The organism is Kibdelosporangium persicum (assembly GCF_013280595.1).
GTDB lineage: Bacteria > Actinomycetota > Actinomycetes > Mycobacteriales > Pseudonocardiaceae > Kibdelosporangium > Kibdelosporangium persicum.
The window spans coordinates 450,642-474,904 of record NZ_JAAATY010000002.1; the positions used below are offsets into that span (position 1 = coordinate 450,642).

Annotated in this window: 28 protein-coding genes; 17 read left to right on the forward strand and 11 right to left on the reverse strand. The window is 67.4% G+C overall.

The annotated features are described in order from the left end of the window. The first annotated feature begins 16 nt into the window (after positions 1-16). From GC106_RS06660 to GC106_RS06675, 4 genes are all read left to right on the forward strand, one after another. Entirely contained in the window at positions 17-370 is a 354-nt protein-coding gene (locus tag GC106_RS06660) for a DUF485 domain-containing protein (RefSeq protein ID WP_173125460.1), read from the forward strand. Then, complete coding sequence (locus tag GC106_RS06665; RefSeq protein ID WP_173125462.1) at positions 367-1,965, forward strand: monocarboxylic acid transporter; 1,599 nt, start codon at positions 367-369, stop codon at positions 1,963-1,965. The genes GC106_RS06660 and GC106_RS06665 overlap by 4 nt, the downstream gene beginning before the upstream one ends. 67 nt (positions 1,966-2,032) lie before the next feature. Beyond that, a complete protein-coding gene (locus GC106_RS06670) occupies positions 2,033-2,359 on the forward strand; it encodes a rhodanese-like domain-containing protein (RefSeq protein ID WP_173125622.1) in 327 nt (108 codons plus the stop codon). Positions 2,360-2,418: 59 nt separating this feature from the next. Continuing rightward, complete coding sequence (locus tag GC106_RS06675; protein ID WP_312872480.1) at positions 2,419-3,288, forward strand: DUF4328 domain-containing protein; 870 nt, start codon at positions 2,419-2,421, stop codon at positions 3,286-3,288. 37 nt (positions 3,289-3,325) lie between these two features. Here the strand turns inward: GC106_RS06675 and GC106_RS06680 are convergent, their stop codons facing one another. After that, positions 3,326-4,435 carry a M14 family metallopeptidase gene (locus tag GC106_RS06680; RefSeq protein WP_173125464.1) on the reverse strand — a complete coding sequence of 370 codons (1,110 nt, stop codon included), beginning with the start codon at positions 4,433-4,435 and terminating at the stop codon, positions 3,326-3,328. 38 nt (positions 4,436-4,473) lie between these two features. Here GC106_RS06680 and GC106_RS06685 point away from each other — a divergent pair, with 38 nt between their 5' ends. Beyond that, complete coding sequence (locus tag GC106_RS06685; protein ID WP_173125467.1) at positions 4,474-5,058, forward strand: TetR/AcrR family transcriptional regulator; 585 nt, start codon at positions 4,474-4,476, stop codon at positions 5,056-5,058. On the opposite strand, the gene GC106_RS06690 is transcribed toward GC106_RS06685, so the two are convergent. The 7 genes from GC106_RS06690 to GC106_RS06720 form a co-directional block, all read right to left on the reverse strand. Further along, a complete protein-coding gene (locus GC106_RS06690; RefSeq protein WP_173125469.1) occupies positions 5,017-6,285 on the reverse strand; it encodes an ABC transporter substrate-binding protein in 1,269 nt (422 codons plus the stop codon). The genes GC106_RS06685 and GC106_RS06690 overlap by 42 nt on opposite strands. 12 nt (positions 6,286-6,297) lie before the next feature. Continuing rightward, a complete protein-coding gene (locus GC106_RS06695) occupies positions 6,298-7,395 on the reverse strand; it encodes a branched-chain amino acid ABC transporter permease (RefSeq protein WP_173125471.1) in 1,098 nt (365 codons plus the stop codon). Continuing rightward, positions 7,395-8,291: a branched-chain amino acid ABC transporter permease gene (locus tag GC106_RS06700; RefSeq protein WP_173125473.1), complete on the reverse strand. Its 897-nt coding sequence runs from the start codon at positions 8,289-8,291 to the stop codon at positions 7,395-7,397. The genes GC106_RS06695 and GC106_RS06700 overlap by 1 nt, the downstream gene beginning before the upstream one ends. Before the next feature lie 82 nt (positions 8,292-8,373). Next, the gene (locus GC106_RS06705; RefSeq protein WP_173125475.1) at positions 8,374-10,176 is read right to left on the reverse strand and encodes an AMP-dependent synthetase/ligase; all 1,803 of its coding nucleotides are present in this window, start codon (positions 10,174-10,176) and stop codon (positions 8,374-8,376) included. Then, positions 10,173-10,949 carry an ABC transporter ATP-binding protein gene (locus tag GC106_RS06710; protein WP_173125477.1) on the reverse strand — a complete coding sequence of 259 codons (777 nt, stop codon included), beginning with the start codon at positions 10,947-10,949 and terminating at the stop codon, positions 10,173-10,175. The genes GC106_RS06705 and GC106_RS06710 overlap by 4 nt, the downstream gene beginning before the upstream one ends. Then, complete coding sequence (locus GC106_RS06715; protein ID WP_173125479.1) at positions 10,937-11,719, reverse strand: ABC transporter ATP-binding protein; 783 nt, start codon at positions 11,717-11,719, stop codon at positions 10,937-10,939. The genes GC106_RS06710 and GC106_RS06715 overlap by 13 nt, the downstream gene beginning before the upstream one ends. A 129-nt stretch (positions 11,720-11,848) precedes the next feature. Then, complete coding sequence (locus GC106_RS06720) at positions 11,849-13,003, reverse strand: cytochrome P450 (protein ID WP_173125481.1); 1,155 nt, start codon at positions 13,001-13,003, stop codon at positions 11,849-11,851. A gap of 61 nt (positions 13,004-13,064) precedes the next feature. Between GC106_RS06720 and GC106_RS06725 the strand changes: the two genes are divergently transcribed. The 9 genes from GC106_RS06725 to GC106_RS06765 all read left to right on the forward strand — a co-directional run bounded on the left by GC106_RS06725 (position 13,065) and on the right by GC106_RS06765 (position 19,017). Beyond that, positions 13,065-13,796: a glycerophosphodiester phosphodiesterase family protein gene (locus tag GC106_RS06725; protein WP_312872481.1), complete on the forward strand. Its 732-nt coding sequence runs from the start codon at positions 13,065-13,067 to the stop codon at positions 13,794-13,796. A gap of 9 nt (positions 13,797-13,805) precedes the next feature. Further along, positions 13,806-14,759: a DUF5926 family protein gene (locus GC106_RS06730; protein ID WP_173125485.1), complete on the forward strand. Its 954-nt coding sequence runs from the start codon at positions 13,806-13,808 to the stop codon at positions 14,757-14,759. Then, on the forward strand, positions 14,756-15,100 hold the full coding sequence (locus tag GC106_RS06735) for a DUF952 domain-containing protein (RefSeq protein ID WP_312872482.1): 345 nt from the start codon (positions 14,756-14,758) through the stop codon (positions 15,098-15,100). Before GC106_RS06730 ends, GC106_RS06735 begins: the two co-directional genes overlap by 4 nt. 45 nt (positions 15,101-15,145) lie before the next feature. Next, entirely contained in the window at positions 15,146-15,679 is a 534-nt protein-coding gene (locus GC106_RS06740; protein ID WP_376777707.1) for a SigE family RNA polymerase sigma factor, read from the forward strand. A gap of 1 nt (position 15,680) precedes the next feature. Then, positions 15,681-16,475, forward strand: coding sequence for a hypothetical protein (locus GC106_RS06745; RefSeq protein WP_173125487.1), 795 nt, complete (start codon positions 15,681-15,683; stop codon positions 16,473-16,475). A 124-nt stretch (positions 16,476-16,599) separates the two neighbouring features. Further along, positions 16,600-16,890: a hypothetical protein gene (locus GC106_RS06750; protein WP_173125489.1), complete on the forward strand. Its 291-nt coding sequence runs from the start codon at positions 16,600-16,602 to the stop codon at positions 16,888-16,890. Between the two features lie 2 nt (positions 16,891-16,892). After that, complete coding sequence (locus GC106_RS06755; protein WP_173125491.1) at positions 16,893-17,840, forward strand: hypothetical protein; 948 nt, start codon at positions 16,893-16,895, stop codon at positions 17,838-17,840. Further along, positions 17,840-18,400: a DUF3558 domain-containing protein gene (locus tag GC106_RS06760; RefSeq protein WP_173125493.1), complete on the forward strand. Its 561-nt coding sequence runs from the start codon at positions 17,840-17,842 to the stop codon at positions 18,398-18,400. Before GC106_RS06755 ends, GC106_RS06760 begins: the two co-directional genes overlap by 1 nt. Positions 18,401-18,441: 41 nt before the next feature. Then, positions 18,442-19,017 carry a DUF3558 family protein gene (locus GC106_RS06765; RefSeq protein ID WP_173125495.1) on the forward strand — a complete coding sequence of 192 codons (576 nt, stop codon included), beginning with the start codon at positions 18,442-18,444 and terminating at the stop codon, positions 19,015-19,017. Between the two features lie 17 nt (positions 19,018-19,034). Here GC106_RS06765 and GC106_RS06770 read toward each other — a convergent pair whose 3' ends face one another. Together GC106_RS06770 and GC106_RS06775 are read right to left on the reverse strand one after the other, a co-directional pair. Beyond that, positions 19,035-19,565 (reverse strand): ferritin, encoded by a 531-nt coding sequence (locus GC106_RS06770; RefSeq protein WP_173125497.1) that lies wholly within the window; start codon positions 19,563-19,565, stop codon positions 19,035-19,037. Between the two features lie 131 nt (positions 19,566-19,696). Further along, positions 19,697-20,917 (reverse strand): arginine deiminase, encoded by a 1,221-nt coding sequence (locus GC106_RS06775; protein WP_312872484.1) that lies wholly within the window; start codon positions 20,915-20,917, stop codon positions 19,697-19,699. 190 nt (positions 20,918-21,107) lie between these two features. Between GC106_RS06775 and GC106_RS06780 the strand changes: the two genes are divergently transcribed. Beyond that, positions 21,108-21,914: a glutamate ABC transporter substrate-binding protein gene (locus GC106_RS06780; RefSeq protein WP_173125501.1), complete on the forward strand. Its 807-nt coding sequence runs from the start codon at positions 21,108-21,110 to the stop codon at positions 21,912-21,914. Positions 21,915-21,923: 9 nt separating this feature from the next. Continuing rightward, positions 21,924-22,808, forward strand: a complete 885-nt coding sequence (locus GC106_RS06785) for an SDR family NAD(P)-dependent oxidoreductase (RefSeq protein ID WP_173125503.1) — start codon at positions 21,924-21,926, stop codon at positions 22,806-22,808. On the opposite strand, the gene GC106_RS06790 is transcribed toward GC106_RS06785, so the two are convergent. Further along, a complete protein-coding gene (locus GC106_RS06790; RefSeq protein WP_173125505.1) occupies positions 22,805-23,608 on the reverse strand; it encodes a CPBP family intramembrane glutamic endopeptidase in 804 nt (267 codons plus the stop codon). The genes GC106_RS06785 and GC106_RS06790 overlap by 4 nt on opposite strands. A gap of 22 nt (positions 23,609-23,630) precedes the next feature. Between GC106_RS06790 and GC106_RS06795 the strand changes: the two genes are divergently transcribed. Then, on the forward strand, positions 23,631-24,095 hold the full coding sequence (locus GC106_RS06795; protein ID WP_173125507.1) for a PPOX class F420-dependent oxidoreductase: 465 nt from the start codon (positions 23,631-23,633) through the stop codon (positions 24,093-24,095). Positions 24,096-24,263 lie beyond the last annotated feature (168 nt).

Below are 24,263 nucleotides of genomic sequence, written 5' to 3' on the forward strand. Positions count from 1 at the left end.
TTAGCGGGGAGGTCAAGTGAGCACAACCGAGCGAACTGGGGCCGAACACCTGCCGCCTGACCCGGCCAGGTGGCGTGAAGTGCAGGATTCCGCGGACTTCGCGGAACTGCGGCGCAGGTTGCGCCGATTCGTCTTTCCGATGACCGGGCTGTTCCTGGTCTGGTACCTGGTGTACGTGTTGCTCGCCGACTACGCGCACGGCTTCATGTCGACGCGGTTGTTCGGCAACATCAACATCGCACTCGTACTGGGTCTCCTGCAGTTCGTGTCGACATTCGTGATCACCATGCTGTACGTGCGGTACGCCAACAGGAGAATCGATCCGCAGGCCGAGAAGATCCGCGCGCAGATCGAGGGAGCGGACAAGTGACGCTCGCCCAGGGGGTCGCCGGCTCCAGCCCGGCGCTGAACATCTCGATCTTCGCCGCGTTCGTGCTGATCACTTTGGTGGTCGTGTTCCGGGCGAGCAAGAACACCCGGACCGCCGCCGACTACTACGCCGCGGGCCGCGCGTTCACCGGCCCGCAGAACGGTATCGCCATTTCCGGTGACTACCTGTCCGCCGCCTCCTTCCTCGGGATCGCGGGTGCGATCGCGTTGAACGGCTATGACGGATTCCTCTACTCGATCGGGTTCCTGGTGGCCTGGCTGGTGGCTTTGCTGCTGGTCGCGGAGCTGTTACGGAACACCGGGAAATACACCATGGGCGACGTGCTGGCGTTCCGGATGCGCCAGCGCCCGGTGCGGGCCGCGGCGGCCGTGTCGACGCTCGCGGTGAGCTTCTTCTACCTGCTGGCGCAGATGGCGGGCGCCGGTGGGCTGGTCGCGTTGCTGTTGGGCATCACCAACCCGGTGGGCCAGGGCGCGGTGATCGCCGTGGTCGGCCTGATCATGATCGTGTACGTCCTGGTCGGCGGCATGAAGGGCACCACGTGGGTGCAGATCATCAAGGCGGCGCTGCTGATCGTCGGCGCGGCCGGGATCACGGTCTGGGTGCTCGCCCGGTTCGGCTTCAACCTGTCGGCCATGCTCGGCGGGGCCGTGGAGAAGGGCGGCGCGGCCGTCCTCGATCCGGGCAAGCAGTACGGCAAGACCGGGCTGACCCAGCTGGACTTCGTGTCGCTGGCGTTGGCTCTCGTGCTCGGAACGGCCGGCCTGCCGCACATCCTGATGCGCTTCTACACCGTGCCCACGGCCAAGGACGCACGGCGATCGGTGGTCTGGGCGATCTGGCTGATCGGCATCTTCTACCTGTTCACCCTGGTCCTCGGCTACGGCGCGGGGGCGATCGTCGGTCCGGAGGCGATCAACGCGGCACCGGGCAAGGCGAACTCGGCGGCACCACTGCTGGCTTCCGCGCTGGGCGGACCGGTGCTGCTCGGGTTCATCGCCGCGGTCGCGTTCGCGACGATCCTGGCTGTGGTCGCGGGGCTGACGATCACAGCCTCGGCGTCGTTCGCGCACGACGTGTACGCGAACGTGATCAAGAAGGGTGAGGTGGACGACAAGGACCAGGAGGTCCGCGTCGCCCGGATCACCGCGCTGGTGATCGGTGCCGTGGCGATCGTCGGCGGCATCGTCGCCAACGGCCAGAACATCGCGTTCCTCGTCGCGCTGGCGTTCGCGGTGGCCGCGTCCGCCAACCTGCCGACGATCCTGTACTCGCTGTTCTGGAAGCGGTTCAACACCTCGGGCGCGTTGTGGAGCATCTACGGCGGCCTGGCCGTGTGCGTACTGCTGATCGTGTTCTCACCCGCGGTGTCCGGCAACGCCACCGCGATGTTCCCGGACGCGGACTTCGATCTCTTCCCGCTGGCCAACCCCGGAATCGTGTCCATCCCGGTCTCGTTCGTCCTCGGCTGGCTCGGCACGGTGCTGTCGAAGGAGCGCAACGACGACAAGTACGCCGAGATGGAGGTGCGTGCGCTGACGGGCGTGGGAGCCGAGAAGGCCGTACAGCACTAGAACGGGTACGGCTGAGCAGGCATAACAGCATTCCCACGCGGATCGTGGCAGCATTCGGGGCGTGACTATGCCCAACGTGCCGTCCGTGACGGTGAACGACGTGCCGGCCGACGTGACGCTGCTCGACGTGCGCGAGCAGGACGAATGGGACGCCGGTCACGCCCCGGAAGCGCTGCACATCCCGATGAGCGAGCTGGCCGGGCGGCTGGAGGAGCTGCCCAACGACAAGGACGTCTACGTGATCTGCCGGAGCGGCGGCCGGTCCGCCCGGGTGACCGCGTACCTCAACGGCAACGGCTGGGACGCCACCAACGTCGACGGCGGTATGCAGGCGTGGGACGTCGCCGGCAAGAAGATGGTCAGCGAGTCGCAGGCCGACCCGGTGGTCATCTGACCGTGCACCCGTATTACCAGGCCAGACCGCCTGCACCGCCGACGCGCTGGGTGGCGACCGTGCCTCCCGGCGCATACCAGCGTGGCTCCGGCGGGCGAGGACGTCGTCGGCCGTACGCCGGTCCGCCCGCGTACCCGACGCCGCCGAGGTGGGGTTTCCCCAGCGTGGCCTGGCGGTGGCCGACGTCCGTGCCCGGGGCGTTGCAGGAGACGCCCGCCGCGGTGGACCGCGTCAGGTCGATCGCCAAGCACACGGTCGCCATGCTCTGGCTGCTCGCTGGCCTGGCCGTGCTGGCGGCTGCGGCCGAGGTCTGGCGGTACGTGTTGCTGCTGCAAAGCCGGTTCGGTGCGCTGAGCAGCGGGGTCGTGTCGACCTCCGACACGTTCGTCTACACCGGGTCGATCCTGGCGCTGGCCGTCGGCGCGATCGCCGTCGCGCTGACGATCTGGTGGCTGTACGTGGCCAGGATGGCGGCGGCCGAGGCGTCCGGTTTCCGGCCGGGCCGCACGAACAAGCAGTTCTTCCTGGGCATGCTGATCCCTGGCGTCAACCTCGCGGTGGCCGGTTCGGTGTTCGCGGAGATCGAGCACGCCGCCGAACGCGGTGACCCGAACGACCGGCCGACACCGAGCAGGCTCGTCAAGTGGTGGTGGGGGATATGGATCGCCGACGCGTTGTTCATGGGATTCACGTTCGCCTGGCGGTTCCGTGACGGCGTGCAGGCCCAGGCTGACGGTGTCGTGCTGGCTGCGGTGACCGACCTGCTCGGAGCCGCCCTCGCGGTGCTCACCATCCTGCTGATCCGCAAACTCGTGGCGCTGCTCGCGCCCATCGACACCGTCAGCTTGCGACCGATGCGTGTGCTCAAGGTGGTCGACGCGCCCGCGCCGCCGCTGCGTGCGACCCGGGCATTCGGTTCCTCCCGGTGATGCGACCAGCTGACGCGCAGCGTCCCGCCTGGGACGCCTACGACTTCGCGGCGCTCAGTATCGCCCCGACCTGTGTGTCCACCAGCTTGGAGATCGGAATCGGCTCGGCGACCGAGTCCTCCTCGGCGAACCACTTGTCGAAGAGTTCGCTGAACGCTTGGCGGTGCTCACCGTCGACTATCCGCAGCGCTGTCGCGCACGCTCGAAGCCGGATCATGTGGGCGATCTGCCTGAGCCCGAACCGTTCCGCGACTGTCGCTTCGCCTTCGGCCTGATGGGCACGCATGGCGTTCGCGAATCGTTCGGCCGCAGGCTGGACCTCCAGGAACGAACGCGACAACGGCGAATCGGGTACGGCGGGCAGCTCCGGTAACTTGCGGACGTCGTCGATCATGTCCGCCACCTCCGCGAACACGTCGGCGCGGGGCAACCCGCTGCTCGTCGTGTCCGAGCTGCGGGGATCGGACCAGAGCGGCACTTCGACGACCAGGCTGAACGTTCCGTACTGGCTCGCGTAGTGCACGCTCGACATGCCGGGCACGAATTCGTGGCCCGGGAACAGGAACACCCCTGGCCGGATCCGCTGCGTTCCCGGCAGTTCGGCATCCCCGACGTGCAGCGGGATGCCTGTCGGCAGGTCGGCCAGCGCGTCCGCGAGCCCAGGACGGTCCGCACTGACGTAGTAGAAGACGCCACCGACTTCGCCGTTGTGCAGTGAGCACATCAGGTCGGGGCGGACCTCGTCGATCACGGCCCGCAGCGCCCGGGTTTCCGGCATGCCGTCCGGGAACGTCCATTCGACCTGCTCGTCGAACGGTGGCCGGTAGAACCCGCGGAAGTAGCGCTCGCGGCTCAGCGGCCCGGCGTACCAGCCTTCGTTGAGCCGCGCGCCGTCCGGATCGACGCAGCCGATGAGGTGCCACGTGAAACCAAGGTCGTCCCTGGTGACCGACTCGGCCAGCCGCGGCACGGTCAGAAAGCCGATCGGCTCGTTCGGGTGCGGTCCGGCGAAGACCAGGGCGCTGCGCGGGCCGTTGCCGATGCTGACCATCGTGATCGGTTCGCCCAGCCGTGACCTGCCGATCTGTCGCGGCGGGCCGAACTCGGCCAGCCGGGCGGTCACCTCGTCGGGGTGGGGGAAGCTCATAGATAATGACATTATTCAGATAGTGCTATTATTTCAACATGCCGAGCAGAGCGGAGACGCGGGAGCGCAGCCGTCGTGCCCTGATCACGGCGGCGATCGACCTGATCGCCGCGCAGGGGTACCGGGCCGCGACCGTCGAGGCGATCGCGGCGAAAGCCGGCCTCACGACCGGCGCGGTCTACTCCGGGTTCGGCGGCAAGCGGGAACTGTTCGCCGCGGCCGTCGAGCACTGCCGTGCCGAACGACCGCTGGATCTCTCCGGCGACACGCCCGTCGAGGTGCTGCGGAACTTCGGCACGGCGATGGCCGCCGCCGGGTCCACTTCGGACACCCGACGGCTCTTCCGGTTCGAGGCCGAACTCGCGCCGTTGGTCCTGCACGACCCCGTGTTCGCCGAACGGCTCAGCGCGGACCCGATGGTCGACGCGCTCACCGAAGCCCTGGTCGGCACGGGCGTCACACAGCACCACGCGGAGCGCGTGGCCATGTCGGCCGCCGCGCTCGCGCGTGGTCTGCTGCAGCAGTGGCTGTTGCGGGGCGCCGAGGTGGATGCCGAGCTCGTCACCACCGCTTGTGGAGCGTTAGCCGGTCTTCTGGAACTCGAAGGCCTTCGCGGCGTCTGACGTCGTGTTGTACTTGACCGTCTTCAAGCCGAACGGCTTCGTCGGATCGACCGCGAACAGCGTGCTGGATCGTGGCGGGTTACGGGACTCGACGGGGCCGTACTGGTAGTCGTCGGTCAGGCCGTCGAACGACACCCGGCCGAGCTGGTTCATCGCGTTCAGAATCCCGTCACGGGACAGGTTTCCGAGCTCGACGGCCTTCTCCAGGACCGCGGTCATCGCGCGGCCCTGGTTGTAGCCGAACGCGAGGTAGTAGTCCGGCTGCTGACCAGGACCGAACTGCGCGGTGCGGGCCACCAGGTCCTTCATGCCGGGCACCTTCTCGTCGCCCCACTCCGTGCCCTCGGCCACGATCAACGTGGTCTGTTGCAGGTACGGCGTGATCGCCGACTTCGACATGGCCGACGCGTAGGCGGGGGACTGCGCGTACCAGCGTGGCGTGAACTTGGCCTGCGCCGCCGTGCCCCAGATCTTGCCCGCGTCGGTCGGGGTCGCGGTCAGGAACACCATCTGGCAGCCCGCGCCGGCCAACGCCTGGATCTGACCGGTGAAGTTCTCCGTGCCGGTCTTGTACCGCTGGGTGTTGGCGATGCTGAACCCGTACTTCTGGGCGGCGTACTGCAGGCCCTGCAACCCGGCCTCGCCGTACACGTCGTCCTGGATCATGTTGCAGATCTTGGCGTCCTTGCTGCCGCCACCGTCGGTCAAGTAGTGGTCGAGCGCGTTGATCACCTGGATCTGGTACGGCCCGCCGACCGGCAGCAGGTTCGCCTCACGTACCCACAGCGCGTCCAGCGAGGCGGGCGCGGCCAGCACCTTGTCCGTCTTGAGCTGCGGTAACACCGCGAGAGTCGGTGCCGTGCCGAGGACCTGGGTGAACGCGACCACGTTGCCCTTCACCTTGTTGTACTGCTGCACGGTCACGTCCGGCTTGTACTGGGTGTCCTCCTGGACAAGCTCCACCTTGTACTTCCCGGCGACGCCGCCGCGCTGGTTGAGCGCGTCGAACCAGATCTTGTTGCCCGCGGTCAACGGCAGCCCGATCACCGCGACCGGCCCGGAAAGCGGGGACAGCACGCCGAGTTTGATGGTGGTCCCGTCGAACCCGGTGGTCGACGGGGGCGCTCCGGCGGTGCCACCGGAGCCACCGCCACCCTGATCCCCGGCGCCTCCGCAGCCCGCTATCACGAGCATCGCGGCCAACGCCAGTGTGATGCGTCGATGCATGGTGACGGCCTCCTAATACGAGAATGGCCAAGACTTGAAGTAAGCCTTGATCCGTAACCAGATCCCTGCCAGCCCCCGTGGTTCGAGCACCAGGAAAAGCACGATCAGCACTCCGAAGATGGCCTGGTTCAACGCGAACACGCTGATGAACCCCTCCCCGCCGACACTGGTCCGCACGCCGGGGATGGCGTCGCCGAACCGGTCGATCAACGCGGGCAGCGCGCCGACGAAGACGGCGCCGAGGATCGACCCGAACACCGTGCCGAGCCCGCCCACGATGACAATCGCGATGTACTGGATGGACAGCAACAGATTCCACTCGTCCGGGCTCACGAACTGTTGATAGGACCCGAACAGCGCGCCCGCGACGGACGCGATGGCGCTTGAGACGACGAACGCGCCGATCTTGTACCGGCCTGCCCGTACCCCGATGACCTCGGCCGCCTGGTCACGATCACGCACTGCTTGCAGCGCGCGTCCCGGCCTCGTCCTCACCAGGTTCTTCACCAGCAGGGCGACGATCGCGACCAACGCCCAGACGAGCCAGAAATACCCCTGGTTGCGGGAATACACCTCACCCGCGAGTTCCACGCGGTTGAAGTCGATCGGCCCCAGGCTGACCGGTGCGTTGACGGACGTCCCGGAATTGCCGCCGGTCAATCCCCTGAAGTTGCGCCACAGGTGTTCCCCGACGAACACCAGGCCGAGCGTCACGATCGCCAGATAGTGGCCGCGTAGCCGGAGCGCGAACGGCCCGATCACCGCACCCAGCAAACCACCGGCCAGTGCGGCCATCGGCAACCAGAGCACCAGCGGCAGCCCGAGCTCGCCGCCCGCCCAACCGGTCACGTACGCACCCGCGCCGATGAAGAACGCGTGCCCGAGCGATATCTGTCCACAGTAGCCAGTCAGGAGGTTGAGCCCGATCGCGCCGACGGCCGTGATGCCGACGTAGACCAGGACGCTGAGCCAGAAGTCGTCCTGCACCACCATCGGCAGCATAACGAGGGTGACCAGCATGGCGGCGAGTCCGGCTCGCGCGGCCGGTGACCCGAACAGGCGCAGGTCCTGCCGGTAGTCCCGGACGAGATTGCGGTGCGGCTTGGCCATCAGACTCGCCTCACGTCCTTCGTTCCGAGCAGCCCGTACGGCCGGATCAGCAGGATCACGATCATCAGGATGTAGGGAACGATGATGGAGACGTTGTCCCCGGCCCATGAGAACAGTTGGTCCTGGTAGCCCCGAGTCAGCGCCTCGGCGAGCCCGATCACCAGCCCGCCAAGCACGGCGCCGCCCGGCGAGTCCATCCCGCCCACGATCATCGCCGGGAACGCCGCCAACGCGATGAACCCGATCGACGGACTCAACCCGCCCGGCCCCGCCGCCATCGCGATCCCGGCGAGCGCGGCCAACGCCGCCGCGATCGCCCAGGACACCGCGTACACCCGCCGCGCGCTGATCCCTTGCGCCAGCGCGGCTTCCGGATCGAACGCGGTCACCCGCATCGCCAGACCCAGCGGCGAGTACTTGAAGAAGGCGAAGAACCCGATGACCACGGCGGTCGTGAGCCCGATCGTCCACAGGTCCTTGACCCCGAACACCAGCCCGCCGAGCTCGACGGTGTTGATGTTCCACGGATTGCGCACCTGCAGGTTGTCGAACCCCCAGATGGCGGTGATCACCGGCTCCAGGATGAAAAGAAGCCCGATGGTGATCATGATGACCGCGAACGGCGGCTGCCCCACCATCCTGCGCAGCACGATCCTCTCGAACCCGGCCCCGACCAACGCCGCGGCCAGACAGGCGAGCAGGATCGCGACCCCGAACCCGAGCAGCAGGTTGTTGGAGAAGGTGTACCCGAGGTACGCGCCCAGTGCGAGCAGCCCACCCTGCGCGAAGTTGATCACCCCGGTCGACTTGAAGATCACCACGAACCCCAGCGCGACCAAGGCATAGGTGGATCCAAGCGCCAGCCCGGCGAAGCAGTTCTGCAGAAAGGCGGTCATCCCCGTCCCTCCCAGCTCACCCCTCGTGAGTGTTTATCGGGGTTAGAACACGGATAAACACTCACGAGGTCTACCTGGGCTTTCATGGGTACATCGCCTCGATCTCGGCGTGGAACCGGCGTTCGATCGCCTTGCGTTTGACCTTCTGCGTCGCGGTCAACTCACCGTCCTCGTGGTCGAGTTCCTTGCTGATCAGCGTGAACCGTTTGATCTGCTCGACCTGGGCGAGTTCCTTGTTCGCAGCGCTCACGACGGTGCGGATCAGCGCGTGCACTTCCGGCTTCTCGGACAGGTCCGCGTAGGTCGTGTACGCCAGGTTCCGGCGGGTCGCCCAGTTGCCGACGGTGTCGAGTTCTATCCCGATCAACGCGGTCAGGTACTTGCGTTTGTCGCCGATCACCACGGCTTCGCGGACGTACGGCGAGACCTTGAGCAGGTTCTCGATCTCCGACGGGGAGATGTTCTTGCCGCCCGCGGTGATGATGATGTCCTTCTTGCGGTCGGTGATCGTCAGGAATCCGTCGTCGGACAGCTCGCCGACGTCACCGGTGTGCAGCCAGCCGTCCGCGTCCACAGTGGCCGCGGTCGCCGCGGGGTCGTCGAGGTAACCCAGGAACACACCGGCCGAACGCGTCAGGATCTCGCCGTCGGACGCGATGCGGACCTCGACGCCGGGTAACGCGCGGCCGACGGTCCCGAGCCGGACGTCGCCGGCCGGGGTCAGCGTGCAGATCGCGGTGTTCTCGGTCTGCCCGTACCCCTCACGAACGGGAATCCCGATCGCCCACAGGTACTCCAGCACTTGCGGAGCGATCGGCGCCGCCCCGGAGACCGGTACCCGGACCCGTGACATGCCGAGTTTCAGCCGCAACGGCCGGAACACCAGCAGCTCGCACCCGGCGAGCACCAGCTTGTCCACGACACCGAGCCGCCCGGCCATCCGGCGAGGAGCGAGCCGACGCCCCTGCTTCAGACACGTCCGGTACGCGAGGCGTTTCAGCCACGAGGCGTCGGCCATCCGGATCTCGACGCCGGCCATCATCTTCTCCCACACGCGGGGCACGCCGAGGAACACCGTCGGCTGAACGTCCCGCAGGTCCTGGGGGAACGCCTCGCCGCCCTCGCCGAAGTTCACCGTCGACCCGGCCCACACGGCGTCGATCACCGAGATCAGCCGTTCGGCGATGTGACATAACGGCAGGTAACTCAGCACTTCGTCGCGCGGACCGGCACCCAGGGCCGAGACGAAACTCCGGCCCGAGGCCACCAGGTTCGCGTGCGAGATCAACGCGCCCTTCGGCGGGCCGGTCGTACCCGACGTGTACACGAGGATCGCCGGTGCGGACGGATTCAACGAGGCGACCGACGAGGCATAGGTGTCCAATGAGGACTCAGTGGCCACGAGGTCGGCGAACACCGGAATGTCCTTGGCCCGCACGCCACGAGGATCGATCACCACGATGTGCCGCAGCGCGGGTAACTGGTCACGCACCGACAGCACCTTGTCCAGCTGCTCTTCGTCCTCGGTGATCAGCACCGAGACGGCGGCGTGCCTGAGCAGGTAGGAGATCTCCGCGGCGGGCGAGGTCGGGTAGATCCCGACGCTCACCCCACCGAGTCCCTGCACGGCGAGGTCCGCGATTATCCACTCTGGACGGTTCTCGGCGTGGACGGCCACCCGGGACCCCGGGCCCACGCCTAACGAGCGGAGACCGGCCGCGACCCTGGCGACTTGGTCCGCGTACTCGGCCCACGTCGTCTCACGCCAGCGGCCCCAGTGCTTGTGGCGCAGCGCGACCTCCTCGGGATGCGCCGAGGCCAGCTCCAGCAACCGGGCCGGCAGCGTTGATATGTCGACAGCGGACTTCTGCAGTGTCGCGCTCATGCCGCACCGCCCAGGTATGCCTCGATGACCTGCGGATCGTCCTGGATCTGGGCCGGTGTGCCGGACGCGATCACCACGCCGAAGTCCAGCGCGAGCACCTGCGTCGCCAGGTCCATCACCAGCCGCATGTCGTGCTCGACCAGAATCATCGTCAACGGCAACTGCCTGCGGACCTCGGTCAGGTACCGCGCCATGTCCTCGGTCTCCTCGAGGTTCATCCCCGCGACCGGCTCGTCCAGCAGCAGCAACGCCGGTTCCATCGCCAGGGCACGGCCGAGCTCGGCGCGTTTGGCCACGCCGTAGGGCAGCAGCCCGGCGGGCATCCGCCGGTACGACTCCAGTTCGAGCAGTTCGATGATCGACTCGACGGCCTCGCGGTGCGCCAGCTCCTCGCGTTTGGCCTTGCCCCACCAGAGCATCCCGGACAGCATCCCGGTGCTCATCAGGTGGTGACGGCCCAGCATCAGGTTGTCGATCAGGCTCAGGTGCTCGAACAGCCCGAGGTTCTGGAACGTCCGCGCGACCCCGAGCGACGCGATCGCCGCAGGGGACCGGCCGGTCAACGGGGTCCCGTCGAGCGTGATCGTGCCCTGCTGGGGCCGGTAGACACCGTTGAGGCAGTTGAAGATGGACGTCTTGCCCGCGCCGTTCGGCCCGATGATCGCGAAGAGCTCGCCCGCGCCGACGTCGAAGCTCACGCCGTCCAGCGCGGTCACCCCGCCGAACCGCAACACCAGGTCGCGCACCTCGAGCAACGGCGTCAGGCGCTCCAACGCTTCCTCCTCCGGTAGCTCTTGACGTCGGCGAACGACCGGCGCTCACCGGAACCCAGGTAGAACTCGCGGATGTCCTCGTCGGCCAGCAGGTCCGCGGCCGGGCCGTCCTTGACGACCTTGCCGTTCTCCAGCACGTAGCCGGAGTTCGCGATGGCCAACGCCATGACCGCGTTCTGCTCGATCAGCAGCACGCTCGTGCCCTGCTGGTTGATCTGCACGATGATGTCCCGCACCTGCTCGACCAGTCGCGGCGCAAGCCCCAGGGAGGGTTCGTCGAGCAGGAGCAGCCGGGGAGAGGCCATCAGCGCACGGCCGATCGCGAGCATCTGCTGTTCGCCGCCGGACAGGTACCCGGCGATGGATTTCCGGCGTTGCGCCAGGACCGGGAAGAGATCGAGCACGCGGGCGTACGACTCTTTGACCTCCGCCCGTGATCGCCGCGTGTACGCCCCGGCCTTGAGGTTCTCGTCCACGGTGATCTCGGCGAACACCCGTCTGCCTTCGAGCACCTGCGCGATGCCCCGGCGGACGATCTTCGCCGGGTCGGCGCCGGTGATGTCCTCGCCGTCCAACCGGACTGTGCCCTTGGTGATCCGGCCGCGGTGCGGTCCGAGCAGTCCGGTGACCGCCCGCAGCAGGGTCGTCTTTCCCGCGCCGTTCGCGCCGAGCACGGCCACGATCGAACCGGCCGGAACGTCCAGGCTCAGCCCGCGCAGGACCAGGACAACGTCGTCGTAGACAACTTCCAGGTTGCTGACCGACAGCATCCGCGCCCTTCCTTTGCGACGGTGCAAACCGGGCGTAGTGATCTGGATCACGACTATCGGAAGGTAGCTCTGGGTCTCGCGGACGAGCAAGCGTCAGGCCGAACCGTGACCTGACGCGTCGGTAGGTAGCTAGCCGGTCACGGGGAGCGTGCGCAGGCCGCGGATGACGAACTCCGGGCGCCGCTCAGGCTCGCCCGCCAGGTCGAGGTCCGGCATCCGGGTGGTCAGCGCCCGCAACGCGGCCATGATCTCGACGCGGGCGAGCGGAGCGCCGACGCAGTAGTGGATTCCGGCACCGAAGCCGAGGTGCGGGTTGGGATTGCGGCCGACGTCGAGGGTGTCCGGCTGGTCGAACACCTCCGGATCGCGGGCCGCGGCGCCGAGCAGGGCCGCGATCTTCTCGCCGGGCTGGACGGTGTGGCCCGCGATCGTCACCTCCTGCGTGGCCGTGCGCTCGAACATCTGCAGCGGTGCGTCGTAACGGATCAGTTCCTCGACAGCCGTTGGCAGCAACGAAGGGTCGTCGACCAGACGCTGCCATTGCGCCCGGTTGCGCATCAGCGCGAGTACGCCGTTGCCGATCACGTTCACGGTCGCCTCGTGGCCCGCCATCAGGAACAGCACCGCCGTCGCGACAAGCTCGTCCTGGTCGAGTTTCTCGCCGTCATGCGCCGCGACCAGGTCTTCGATCAGACTGCCGGGCGCCGGTTCCGCGGCCAGGTCCCGCAGGTACGCCACGAATTCGCCGGCGGCCTGTTCGGCTTTCCGCCGGGACTCCTCGGGCAGGCCGTACTCGTACATCTTCACGATCGCGTTCGACCACGGCACCAGCTTCGGCCGGTCCGCCTCGGGAACGCCGAGCAACTGGGCGATCACCTCGACCGGCAGCGGCGCGGCCAGCCGCTCCAGCAGGTCACCGCCGCCTTTGAGGTCGTCGACCAGCCGTCCGGCCAGCTCTTCGACCCACGGCCGGAGCCGCTCGGTGTGCCCGCGGCCGAACGCGGCCGAGACAAGTCGCCGCAGCCGCGTGTGCGTCGGCGGTTCGTTCTCCAGCAGAGAGTTGCGGTGCAGCAGGTTGAACGACGTGAACTGCTCGACCGGAGTGGCGTCCCGCCAGATCCGGCCCAGCCCGCGGTGACGCAGCACCTCCGAGCTCGCGGTGTGCGACACGGCGATCGCCAGGCCAAGATCAGGATGGACGTGCACCTGCGCCTGCTCACGCAGCGCTGCGAACGTCGGGTACGGGTCGGCCACGAATTCGGGGTCCCTGGGGTCAAACGGCATGTCAGCAACCGTATGTCCGCAGTTCACACGGTTGCCAGGCGGCTCGTGCGACGATCGCGAGGTGTTGCCCGAAATCGTCGCCCACCGTGGTGCTTCCGCTGACCTGGCCGAGCACACGCTGGCCGCGTACGAGCTGGCACTGGCCCAGGGGGCCACCGGCCTGGAATGTGACGTCCGGCTGTCCAAGGACGGCGAGCTCGTCTGCGTGCACGACCGCCGTGTCGACCGCACGTCCTCAGGGCGCGGTGCCGTCAGCACCATGACCCTCGCCGAACTCGACGAACTGCGCTGGGGCGGCGAGGACAAACCCGGTGTCCTGCGGCTGGAGTCCCTGCTCGACCTGCTCCCGCCCGGCGTCCGGCTGTGGATCGAGACCAAACACCCGGTCCGGTACGGCGGACTGGTCGAGGCCAAGCTGGTCGCGCTGCTCGCCAGGCACGGACTGGCCAAGCCGCCGAGCAAGGACGATTCATCCGTCGTGGTGATGTCGTTCTCGGCACACGCGATCCGCCGGGTGCAGCGGCACGCGCCGAGACTGCCCACGGTGATGCTCAGCGGAATCCGGCTGACCCCGCGGATCGGCGACTACGCCGGGCCGTCGATCGAACGGCTGCGGGCGGATCCCACGTATGTGGAACGTGCGGGCAGGCCGGTGTACTGCTGGACGGTGGACGACCCCGCCGACGTCCTGCTTTGCCGGCGGCTCGGCGTGCGGTTCATCGCGACCAACAAGCCCGCCGCGACCTTGGAAGTTCTGCGCGGTACGGTCCCGGAGACCGAACCGTCGAGATAGGGAGTTGTCGTGGGTAAGGGCGCCGGGGCGAAGCAGGCCAGACGAGCACGGCGTTCGGCGGCCGGCGAGGAAGGGATCAACCCGCGCCAGGCCTGCCCGTGCGGCTCGGGCAAGCGCTACAAGGCGTGCCACGGCGCGCCCGGTGGAGTCACCGAGGTCGCCGTCGCGCGGCCGTTCGAAGGGCTTGTCGGTGAGTGCGAACTGGTCGCGCTACGCGAGTTCGTGCCGTCGGCCACCGTGCGGCTGAAGCTCGCGTCGGACGCGAAGCGTCCGGTCACGCTGGGAACCGTGCTGCCGCTGGCGTCCGCCGGTCTGGTCCGTGCTGACGGCGACGAGGCCGCGTTCATCGGTCTGCAGGTGCAGACGCGGTCGCTGGACATCAGTCGTGACGTCGCCAGGGCCGTTCTGTGGACGCAGGAGGCCGAGCCTGGTGACGTGCTGAGCGTGGTCAGCCAGGACGACGAGCGCACCGAGCGGTTGCAGGACATCCTCGACGCGGACGCGCCGTTCGAGCCGGAGATCCACGACAACTTCAACTGGTGGCTCGCGCCGGACACCGAGCCGACCGGTGAGGTCGCGCTGTCGCTTGAGCGCGCCAACGAGGCCATCATGCCCACCCAGCGGATCGGCGACGCCGCCTACTGGACGCTCGCCGGCGACAAGGCGTACCTGCGCTGGGTCCGCCCGGAGCCCGAGGAAGAGCTGATGGCCGCGCTGGCCCGGCTCAGCGCCGCGGGCGGCCTGACGCTCGGCGAAGGCTCGAAGTACGCGGGCTCGTTCCGTGCGCACGGCCTGCTCGTGCCGGTGTGGGACCTGGACAACGAGATGCACGCGCGCGAGTGGGAGAAGCCCGTCGCCGAACTCGGCGCCCGGCTGGCCGAAGCACTCGTCGACAAGCCGTTGACCAGCGAGGAACGCCGTGCCCGGGACGGCCTGATCGGTCGCCAGGTCACGATCCGGTGATCCTGCACATGTGTGGCCGGGACGAATGGCCACCACAGGACGAGTACCGCCCGGAGTCCCTTGAGGTCGAGGGCTTCGTGCACTGTTCGGACCTCGGCACCGTGCACCTGCCGGCCAACCAGCTGTTCAGCGGACGGACCGACCTGGTGCTGCTGGTGATCGACCCGGCCCGGCTGGACGCTCCGGTGAGGTGGGAGCGTCCGGTCGTCGGGCCGCCGGACGGCCCGTGGTTCCCGCACGTCTACGGCCCGATCAACCCGGGCGCGGTGATCGACGTGATCGACTTTCCGCCCGGCCCGGACGGGGTTTTCACGCTGCCCGCGGTGCTGGCGAACCCGTGACGCAAGTCGAGGCAACCCCGGCCGCGGCTGGGGCGTGTTCGTCGTGTGACGGTGGCGGGAACGCTCAACCCCGGCTTGGGGGAGAGCTACGCCGTGGATGACTTCGGCGAGTTCGTCCGGGCCGCTCTGCCCGGGCTGCTTCGCTACGGCCACGCCCTCACCGGCAACCCGCATGACGCGGCTGACCTGGTGCAGACCGTGCTGGAGAAGGTTGGTTCGAGGTGGGCTCGTGTTGTCCGGAACACCGGGGACCCACTCGCCTACACGCGTCGCGCCATGGCCAACACGCACATCAGCAGGTGGCGCCGTACCCGCAAGGAAAGCCTCGTCGCCGAGCTGCCCGACATCGCGGCGGCCGCGACACCGGACCCCTTCGAGAACGAACCTCTCTGGCAGGCACTGCGTGCGCTCCCACCGAGACAACGTGCGGTAATAGTGCTGCGCTACTACGAAGGGCTGTCCGAAGCGGAGATCGCTTCGACGCTTGGCGTGAGCGCGGGGACAGTGAAAAGCCAGGCCAGCAAGGCGATGGCGACCTTGCGGACGCGCCTGAGCGCGACGGAGGAAGGGAGGTGTTGAGATGGATCTGGAAGACGAGCTGAATCGCCTGTTCCATGACGAGCGCCTGGACATGCGGGTCGCGCCCGACGCCGAAACGCACGTCGTCGCCGGCGCCCGCCGGGTTCGCCGCCGCCGCGTCGCGTTGATGTCCGCGGCCGGTGTCCTGAGTGCGGCGGTGCTCGCGGGCGGCGCCTTCGTGCTGGCCCGGCCGACCCCACCCTCGAACGGGATCGCCCAGCAGCCCACCCTGCCCATCGAGACGACCTCCTCCCCAACGCCTACTGGTGCGCCGTCCTCCTCCGGCCCGACGGAGTCGTCGACAAGGCCGGAAGTCCAAGCCCCGTCAGCGGGAACGAGCCGGCCGGCAGCGCCGACAGCGGGCACCCGGTCCACCACACCGCCGCCGAGCGCGACGATCCCGTCGCCCGTCGGCCTGGCCATCCTCGGCCCTTCCGGAGTCGGGAGAATGCGCCTCGGCATGACCGAGGAACAATTGCTCGCCACCTCCCAGGTCCACTCCCCGGAACGGTCCAGCGCCGGCTGTGCGCTCTACACCTCGAAAACCGCAACCGGCACAGTCCACCTTTCCGCGGACAAGACGGTCGTGGCCTTCGCCTTCACCTCGGGCGTCGTAACGCCCGAACGCGTCACCATCGGCTCGCCCGAGGAAGCCGTGCGAGCGGCCTATTCCGGAATGACCGGCAACAGCGTGAGAGCCCCAGGCAACGCCAACGCCACGTATGAATTCACCTTCATCGGCGGAAAAGTCAGCAAGATCGCCCTCGTCGCCGCGCAGCAGTCCGAGTGTGATTAGCCGGTTCGGCGGTCACCCCCTCTCTGTTGATCTCGTACCGTGCTTACGCGACTGCGGAACGTATTGACGCGCCCGCGCGTCGAAGTCCCGCAGGCAGCAGTTCGCTACGGGGAGAGGGGAACTCATGTCCAACGAGGGCTTCCGGATCGACCTCGACGAAGCCGAGAAAGCCGCCAGTCGTTCGTTGCCCAGCGCGGTTCAACGCCTGCTTCCACCCATGACCACGTTGCGGGCGCACGAAGGTTTCAAGGGATCGGGCAGTTTCGACGCGGCTGATCGGTTCGAGTCCGCCTACCAGGGCTGGAGCGACACGCAGGCTCGCCGGCTGCACCACCTGTGGGACGTTCTGAACGGCAACATCGAGGCGCTGACCGAGATCATCAAGCTCTACCGCCGCGTCGACGGCCGGATTTGACCATGGCCGGCTGGCGATCGAACGAACAGATCGAAAACGCTGCCGAGCATCTCAAGGCGACCTTCCGCTGGCTGAAGGACGACGAGTGGTTCGCCTCGGGCAATCCGCGGGAACACATCGACATCATTCCGCGAGACGTGCGCATCGTCCTGAGCCTCGATCCGCAGAAGCTCGCCGACGAATACGAGCGGATGCACAAGGCCGCGCGAGCCGTCGGAACCAATGGTGATCTTGAAGCCGACCTCGCCGAGAGTGCCGCGCATCTCGCCAACTGGACTGGCGACGCCGCTGACGAGTTCAGGCGGCAGGTGAAGAAGATCGAGACATTCTGCGACGACCAGCAAGGCCGCATTCTCCGCGGCCTGCAATGTGTCGCAGCCGCCTACGCACTCGCGACGGAAGTACGGGACAGTTACCACAAACTGGTTCAGGCGACGGAAGCCGCTGCTCGTATCGCGAAAGAGGATGCGGAGAAGGAGGACACGAAGCTCTACTGGGCGATTCTGCACAACCTCGTGGACGGCATGCTCAATTCCAGTCCGAGGAATTTTCTCAACCAGGGCGCGGTAACCGGTGTGCAGATCTCGAAGGACATCACCCAGCGTGTCATCGAAGGGGACGACGCCGACCAGGTGATGGCTGCTTACCGCCGGGAGGCCGATGGCCTGTGTGAGTCGTTCGGCAACGCACTCGACCGGATCACCCAGGACCTCAGCGGGCAGGTCCAGGACGCGGCTGATCCGGAGACCCTGTGCAAACCGCTGCTGCCGATCTGCCATGTCCACAGTCCGGCGTTCCGGTACGAGAACTTCAAGAACGAGATTCGTGGCGTTGGCCCCATCGGCCCCATAGTCGCGGAAGAACGCGAGAAGTACCTCGCGGAGAAGAAGGTCGACGCACCGGGCGACAGCGAGATCGGTCGCAGGCTGGGCAAGGGGAGGGCAGTGTGATGACGCGTCGAGTCGTTGCCTGTCTGTTGATCCTCGCGGCCGGGTGCACCGCGTCGCCGCCGAACGAGGAACAAGATCCTCCACCGACCACACATGTGCCCGCGCCATGGCGGGGGATTCCGCCCACTCGGCCGCAGATCCCGCCGCTCGACGCCAGCCGGTATGGCGACAAGCCCTGCGACTTGTTCACCGACGAGCAGGCCAAGGCGCTTGGTTATGTCAGGGAACGAGATCCCCTGGTCGAAACTGACGTGCAGCGGTGTATCCGGCGGGCCGAGTACACCACCGATACGACGCTCACGATCTTGTTCTACCCGGATGCCGATCATCTGGGGCGGATCTACCGGCGCGAGGCCGAATGGCCTGCCAACGACGCCACCGCACGCGACATCGGCGGCCAGCCCGCGGTCAGCGTGGTGCTGGATCGCCAGTCCACGTGTTGGCTGGTGGTCGGGCTCACGGACACACAGAGCGTCGAGGTGAGGACCACGAACACGAAGAGCGCGGGATGTGATCAGGCCACAGGTATCGCCGAGGCGATAGTGGCCCGGCTCAGGTGAGTCGCGTGTGGACACTGCCGACTGGGTGGCAGGAGAGTGGTGTGAGGCTTCGACGGCTTGCGATCGGGACGGCGTCGCTGTTCCTGCTGTCAGGGTGCTCAGAGGGCCCGACGGGCACGCCTCCGGGTACGCCATCAGTGACGTCCACGCCCGTGACGACCACCAAGGGGATCCCGACCAGCCCGCCGCCGATCCCGCGGCCACTGGACGCGAGCAGGTACCGCGACAAGCCCTGCGACCTGTTCACCGACGAGCAAGTCCAAGCCCTGGGCTATCCGCCGATCAAGCGTTCCGGTGTGCTGACCAACGAATCTCAGTGCACGCGTCACGACGAGTCGAACCTGGATCTGCACTTCTCCATCTGGTACCGGCACGACGGCACTGATCGGTTCGCGAAGGTTCATCGCAGAGAGGAAAGTTGGCGCTCCGACGACGCCGTCTCGATCACGGTCGAAGGGCAGCCCGCAGTCAGGCTGCCGGGCACTCGGATGTGCACAGTGCTCATAGGACTGTCGAGCACCGAAAGCATCGAAATCCACTTCGGGGACCCGAAAGTGGATTCCTGTGACCGGGCCGTTCGCATCGCCGAGGGAGTTGTCCGGAACGTGCGGGGGTGACCCGGTCAGCCAGGTGTCTACAGTGAACCGCCCGCGGCGCGTGGGGCGCCGGAGTCGGTGCCGTTGTCGCCGACGGACTCGCGGGCGATGAAGGTCTCCACGTCGAACAGGTTGCCGTTGCTGCGCTTGACGACGTTGAGCAGGGTGGACATCTGCGCGACCTCCTCGACCTGCTCCTTGAGGAACCACTGCATGAACTGCTCGCCCTTGTAGTCGTCCTCGTCGCGCGCGGCCTTGGCCAGGGCGATCACCTCGTCGGTGACCTGCCGTTCCTGGTTGAGGGCCAGTTCGACCAGCTCCGCGGCCTCGGTGAAGTCGTTGCGGACCTCGTCCACGCCGGGGATGGTCACCTTGATGTCGTTGTCCAGCAGGTACTGCACGATCATCATGGCGTGGTTACGCTCTTCCAGCGCCTGATGGTAGAAGTGCCTGGCCAGCTGCGGCAGGTCCTGGTCGTCGAACCACACCGCGAGCGCGATGTACTGCTGGGATGCCGTGAACTCGTTGCGGATCTGCTGCTGCAGGAGCTGATGGAACTTGCTGGTCATATTTCCACAGTAACTCCATCACCCTAAAGAGACCAAATAATGTGGCGAATACCAATCGATTGTGCTCAAATTTAGGAAAGCCTAACTGAAAATAAGGGTCGCCTATTTCAGGTTAGGCATTCCTAATCCTCCTAGAGTGAGTCGCGGTTGATCGGGCACGACATGCAGCGCGGCCCGCCGCGGCCCGAGCCCAGCTCAGAGCCGCTGATGCGGAGGACCTCGATGCCCGCGTCCTCGAGCCGGGCATTGGTTTCCACGTTCCGCTCGTACGCCACGACAACGCCGGGTGCCAATGCGAGCGTGTTGTTGCCGTCGTCCCATTGCTCACGTTCGGCGGTCACGGAGTCGAGGCCGGTGTCGATCACCCTGAGCCGCTCGATTCCCATTGCCTCGGCGGCCGCCGCCAAGAAAGGCACGGGACCCGACGCGACGACTCCGCCGGAGCCGTCGGACTGCATCGGGTACGCGACCAACGTGTCCCGGACGGCCGGGTACATCACGACCGCGTCCCGGTCGACCATCGTGCACACGGTGTCCAGGTGCATGGTCGCGCGGTCCTGGGCGATCGGCACGGCCAGCACCGTATGCGCGAGGCCGTCGTTGAAAGCCGAGCGTGCGAGGGATTCCGCGCCCGCGGGCGTGGTGCGCTCGCCGACGCCGATCGCCAGAACCCCGGGCGCGAGAAGCAGAACGTCGCCGCCCTCGACCGGCGCGGAGTGTGCGCCGTACGCACGGCCGGACAGCCGGAAACGCGGGTGGTACGCGTAAACCAGGTCCAGCACAGAGGTTTCCCGTACGCGCGCGGGCATGGCGAGCGACGCGATCGCGACACGGTCGCCGATCCACACCGACGAGTCGCGGCTGAACAACAGGTTCGGCAGCGGGTCGATCGCGAAGTCATGCGGCGAATGCATCCGCCGGACCAGCGAAGCGCCTTCGGCGACCGGCAGTTCCTCGAACGTCATCCCCGCGGTCAGCACGTGCGCCAGGGTCCTGGCGTCCACGCTGGACAGATGCGACCGCAGCGAGTCCGCGAGTTCGTAGCCGAGGCGGCGTTCGTCGACGGCGGTCAGCACACCGGTCGTCCGCGCGCGGCTGTCCTCCAACGCCTTGCCGAGGACGTCGGACAGCAGCATCACCTCGACACCGCGGCCGGTCAGCACCTCCGCGAACGCGTCGTGCTCCTCCTGCGCGCGGTCCACCCACGGGATACCGTCGAAGAGCAGCTTGTCGTTGTTGCGCGGGGTGAGCCGTTTGAGTTCGGCGCCTGGCCGGTGCAGCAGCACCGAACGGAGCGTGCCTACTTCGCTGTCGACGCGGGGCTGTGCCTGGACTTGCACGTCTGTGGTCACGAGAACCCAGCTTAGCCGCTGGCTATGTAAATCGTCGTGCCGCGACGGCATTTCCGATGGAAACATACGGTGAAGGAGGCTGAAAACAGCGAATCGTTTCGTCAAATGGCTGAATCGTGCGTTGTTTGTTGTGTCATGATCCGGCGGGTATGGTCCGGTCGGAGTTCAGCGAAGTCGGGGAGCTGAGTTCATGCGTGGTGCCGTCGTCTGCGCGGCGATAGGGCTGTTGCTGGCCGCGGGATGCGGTGGCGGCGACGAGCCGCCCGCCGGTCCCGGAATGACCATCGGCATCCGGTTCGACCAGCCGGGGCTCGGCATGCGCGATCCCGGCGGCGGGTTCACCGGGTTCGACGTGGATGTGGCCGAGTACGTGGCCGCCCAGCTGGGCACGGACAAGCGTGACATCACGTTCGTCGAGGCCCGCCCGGCCGACCGGGAGACGATGCTCGAACAGCACAAGGCCGACCTGATCGTGGCGACGTACTCGATCACCGAGGCCCGCAAGCAGCGGGTGGACTTCGCCGGGCCGTACTTCGTCACCGGCCAGAGCCTGTTGGTGCGCAAGACCAATTCCGACATCGACGGTCCCGAGTCGTTGAACGACAGCGATTGGCGGCTGTGCTCGGTGACCGGATCGACGCCCGCGCAGCACGTCCAGGCGAACTACGCGCAAAGCGTCACCCTGGAGCAGCGCAACTCCTACCGCGAGTGCGTGGAGGCGTTGCTCAAGGACGAGGTCGACGCCGTCACGAGCGACGACGTGATCCTGGCGGGTTACGCGACCGAGCAGCCGGACAAGCTCAAGGTCGTCGGCAGACCGTTCTCCACCGAGCGCTACGGAATCGGTCTGCGCAAAGGCGATACGCGGCGTGCCCAGGTGACCGCGGCACTGCGCGCCATGATCGCCGACGGCAGCTGGGACCGGTTCGTGCGCGACAACGTCGGCCGGTCCGGCTACCAGGTCCAAACCCGCCCGGAGATTGTGGACGATCCGTAGGCTCGGTGTATGGGCATTCTGGACGGCAGGGTCGTCATCGTCACGGGCGCCGGCCGCGGCATCGGCCGGGCTGAGGCGCTGGAATGCGCGCGTCAGGGCGCGTCGGTCGTACTGGCCGAGTACGACCCGTCGCCTGCGTACGACGTGGCCGACGAGATCATCGCGTCCGGCGGGCGGGCGATCGTCGCCTCCGGTGACGTCGCGGACACCGACTTCGTCGACCGGACGGTCGCGGCCACGGTCGAGGAGTTCGGGCGGCTGGACGCCTTGGTGAACAACGCGGGAATCCTGCGCACGAGCGAACTCGCCGACATGTCCGACGACGAGTGGGACTCGGTGATCCGCGTCCACCTGCGCGGCACGTTCGCCCCGACCCGGGCGGTCTGCCGCTACTGGCGAGGCAGCGGGCGGCACGGCCGGATCGTGCACACCACGTCGATCGCCGGGCTGTACGGCTTCCACGGCCAGGCGAACTACGGCAGCGCCAAAGCGGGAATCGCCGCGTTCACCGCGATCGTGGCAAGCGAGATGCAGCAGTACGGCGTCACCTCGAACGCAATCGCGCCGATGGCGTTGACCCGGATGACCACGGACGTCGTCGACGAGAACCCGTCGGACGGCGAGTTCCGGTTCCTCGCGGCCGACAACGTCGCGCCTCTGGTGACCTACCTGTGCTCGGAGGACTCCGGGCACATCAGCGGCAAGGTGTTCGGCGTGCAGGGCGACAGCGTCGAGATCTTCCAGCCGTTCACGTCCGTCGCCGAGATCAGGGCAGGCGGCAGGCGCTGGGACCCGGCCGAGCTGTCCGGCCGGATCGGCGAGCTGTTCGAGGCGTCCGGCATCCCGGCCGGGCCGGAGAACGGCATGGCCAAGATGCGGTACAAGCCCGGCTAAGGAAGCCAGGAAACGCCGCGCAGCAGCGAATATCCGACAAACGCGACCACGTCCAACAACGTGTGCGCGATGACCATCGGCCACAACCGGTTGGTCTTCTGCCAGACGCGGCCGAACACCAGGCCCATCACGACATTCCCGACGAACCCGCCGAACCCCTGGTACAGGTGGTACGAACCACGCAGCACGGCGGAGACCACAAGTGACTTGTTCTCGCCGAAACCGAGCTGCCGGAGCCTGGTGATCAGATACCCGATCACGAGGACCTCCTCGGCCCACGCGTTGCCCGCCGCGGAGATCGTCAGGGCGATCGGCCGCCACCAGGTGTCGGTCAGCGTGGTCGGCACGACCTCGAGGCTCACCCCGATCGTGTACGCCACCAGGTAAAGCCCCAGGCCGGGGATGCCGATCAGCGCGGCCAGGCCGACGCCCCGCAGCGTGTCACCGCCGATGAACCGGCGGTCCAGCCCGACGTCGGCGAGCCTGCTTCCCGCGCGCCACACCAGGAACAGCCCCAGCGCGCCCCACGCGAACAGCTGTGTCGCGCCGAGCAGCTGCTTGAGCAGGTCGAGGAAGTCCAGGTCGGCCTGCGGCACGTTCAGCGCGACACTCTGGTCGGCCAGCGGCTCGGGCCGCAGCAGCGCGTCGATCAGGCTGACCAGTGACCGGGCGCCGGACATGCCGAGCGTCACCGCGAAGACGACGACCAGCTCGATCTTGATCGCGCGGCGCTCGGCCGGATCGGTCACGGCGTCCTGCGGGCGGGTGGGCGCCAGCCAGGCGCGGAGTCGGTTCGCCACGTCCGCACGTTACCGTTAGCCCATGGCTCGACGGATCGCGACGAAAGACAAAGTGGACCGTGCGGCGCTCATCGACTTCCTGCGCCCCAGGCATCACACGATCCTGGTGACGCGGCGGGCCGACGGCAGTCCGCAGATGTCCCCGGTGGCCTGCGGGATCGACCCCGAAGGGCGCGTGGTGATCTCGACGTACCCGCAGCGCGCCAAGGCGGTCAACGCCCGGCGGGACCCACGGGTGTCGCTGTGCACCCTGTCCGACGACTGGGACGGCCCGTACGTGCAGGTCGACGGCCAGGCCGAGGTGCTGGACATGCCGGACGCGCTGGAGCCGTTGGTCGAGTACTTCCGGTGCATCTCCGGCGAACACCCGGACTGGGACGAGTACCGCGAGGCCATGCGCAAGCAGAACAAAAGCCTCATCCGGGTGACGATCGAGCGCTGGGGCCCGATCTCCACCGGCGGTTTCCCGCCCGAGCTGGCCGACTGACCTAGGCCGTGTTTCAAATGCCCGATCGCGATAGCCGGGCCGGATGCGGCCCCTGACGCCACCGCGGGACCGCCCAAAGACAACCAGTATTCGCGGCGATCCCGCGGCGACGCCAGGAACCGCCCCGATCCCGACTCTCATCGACCGGGACATTCAAAACACGACCTA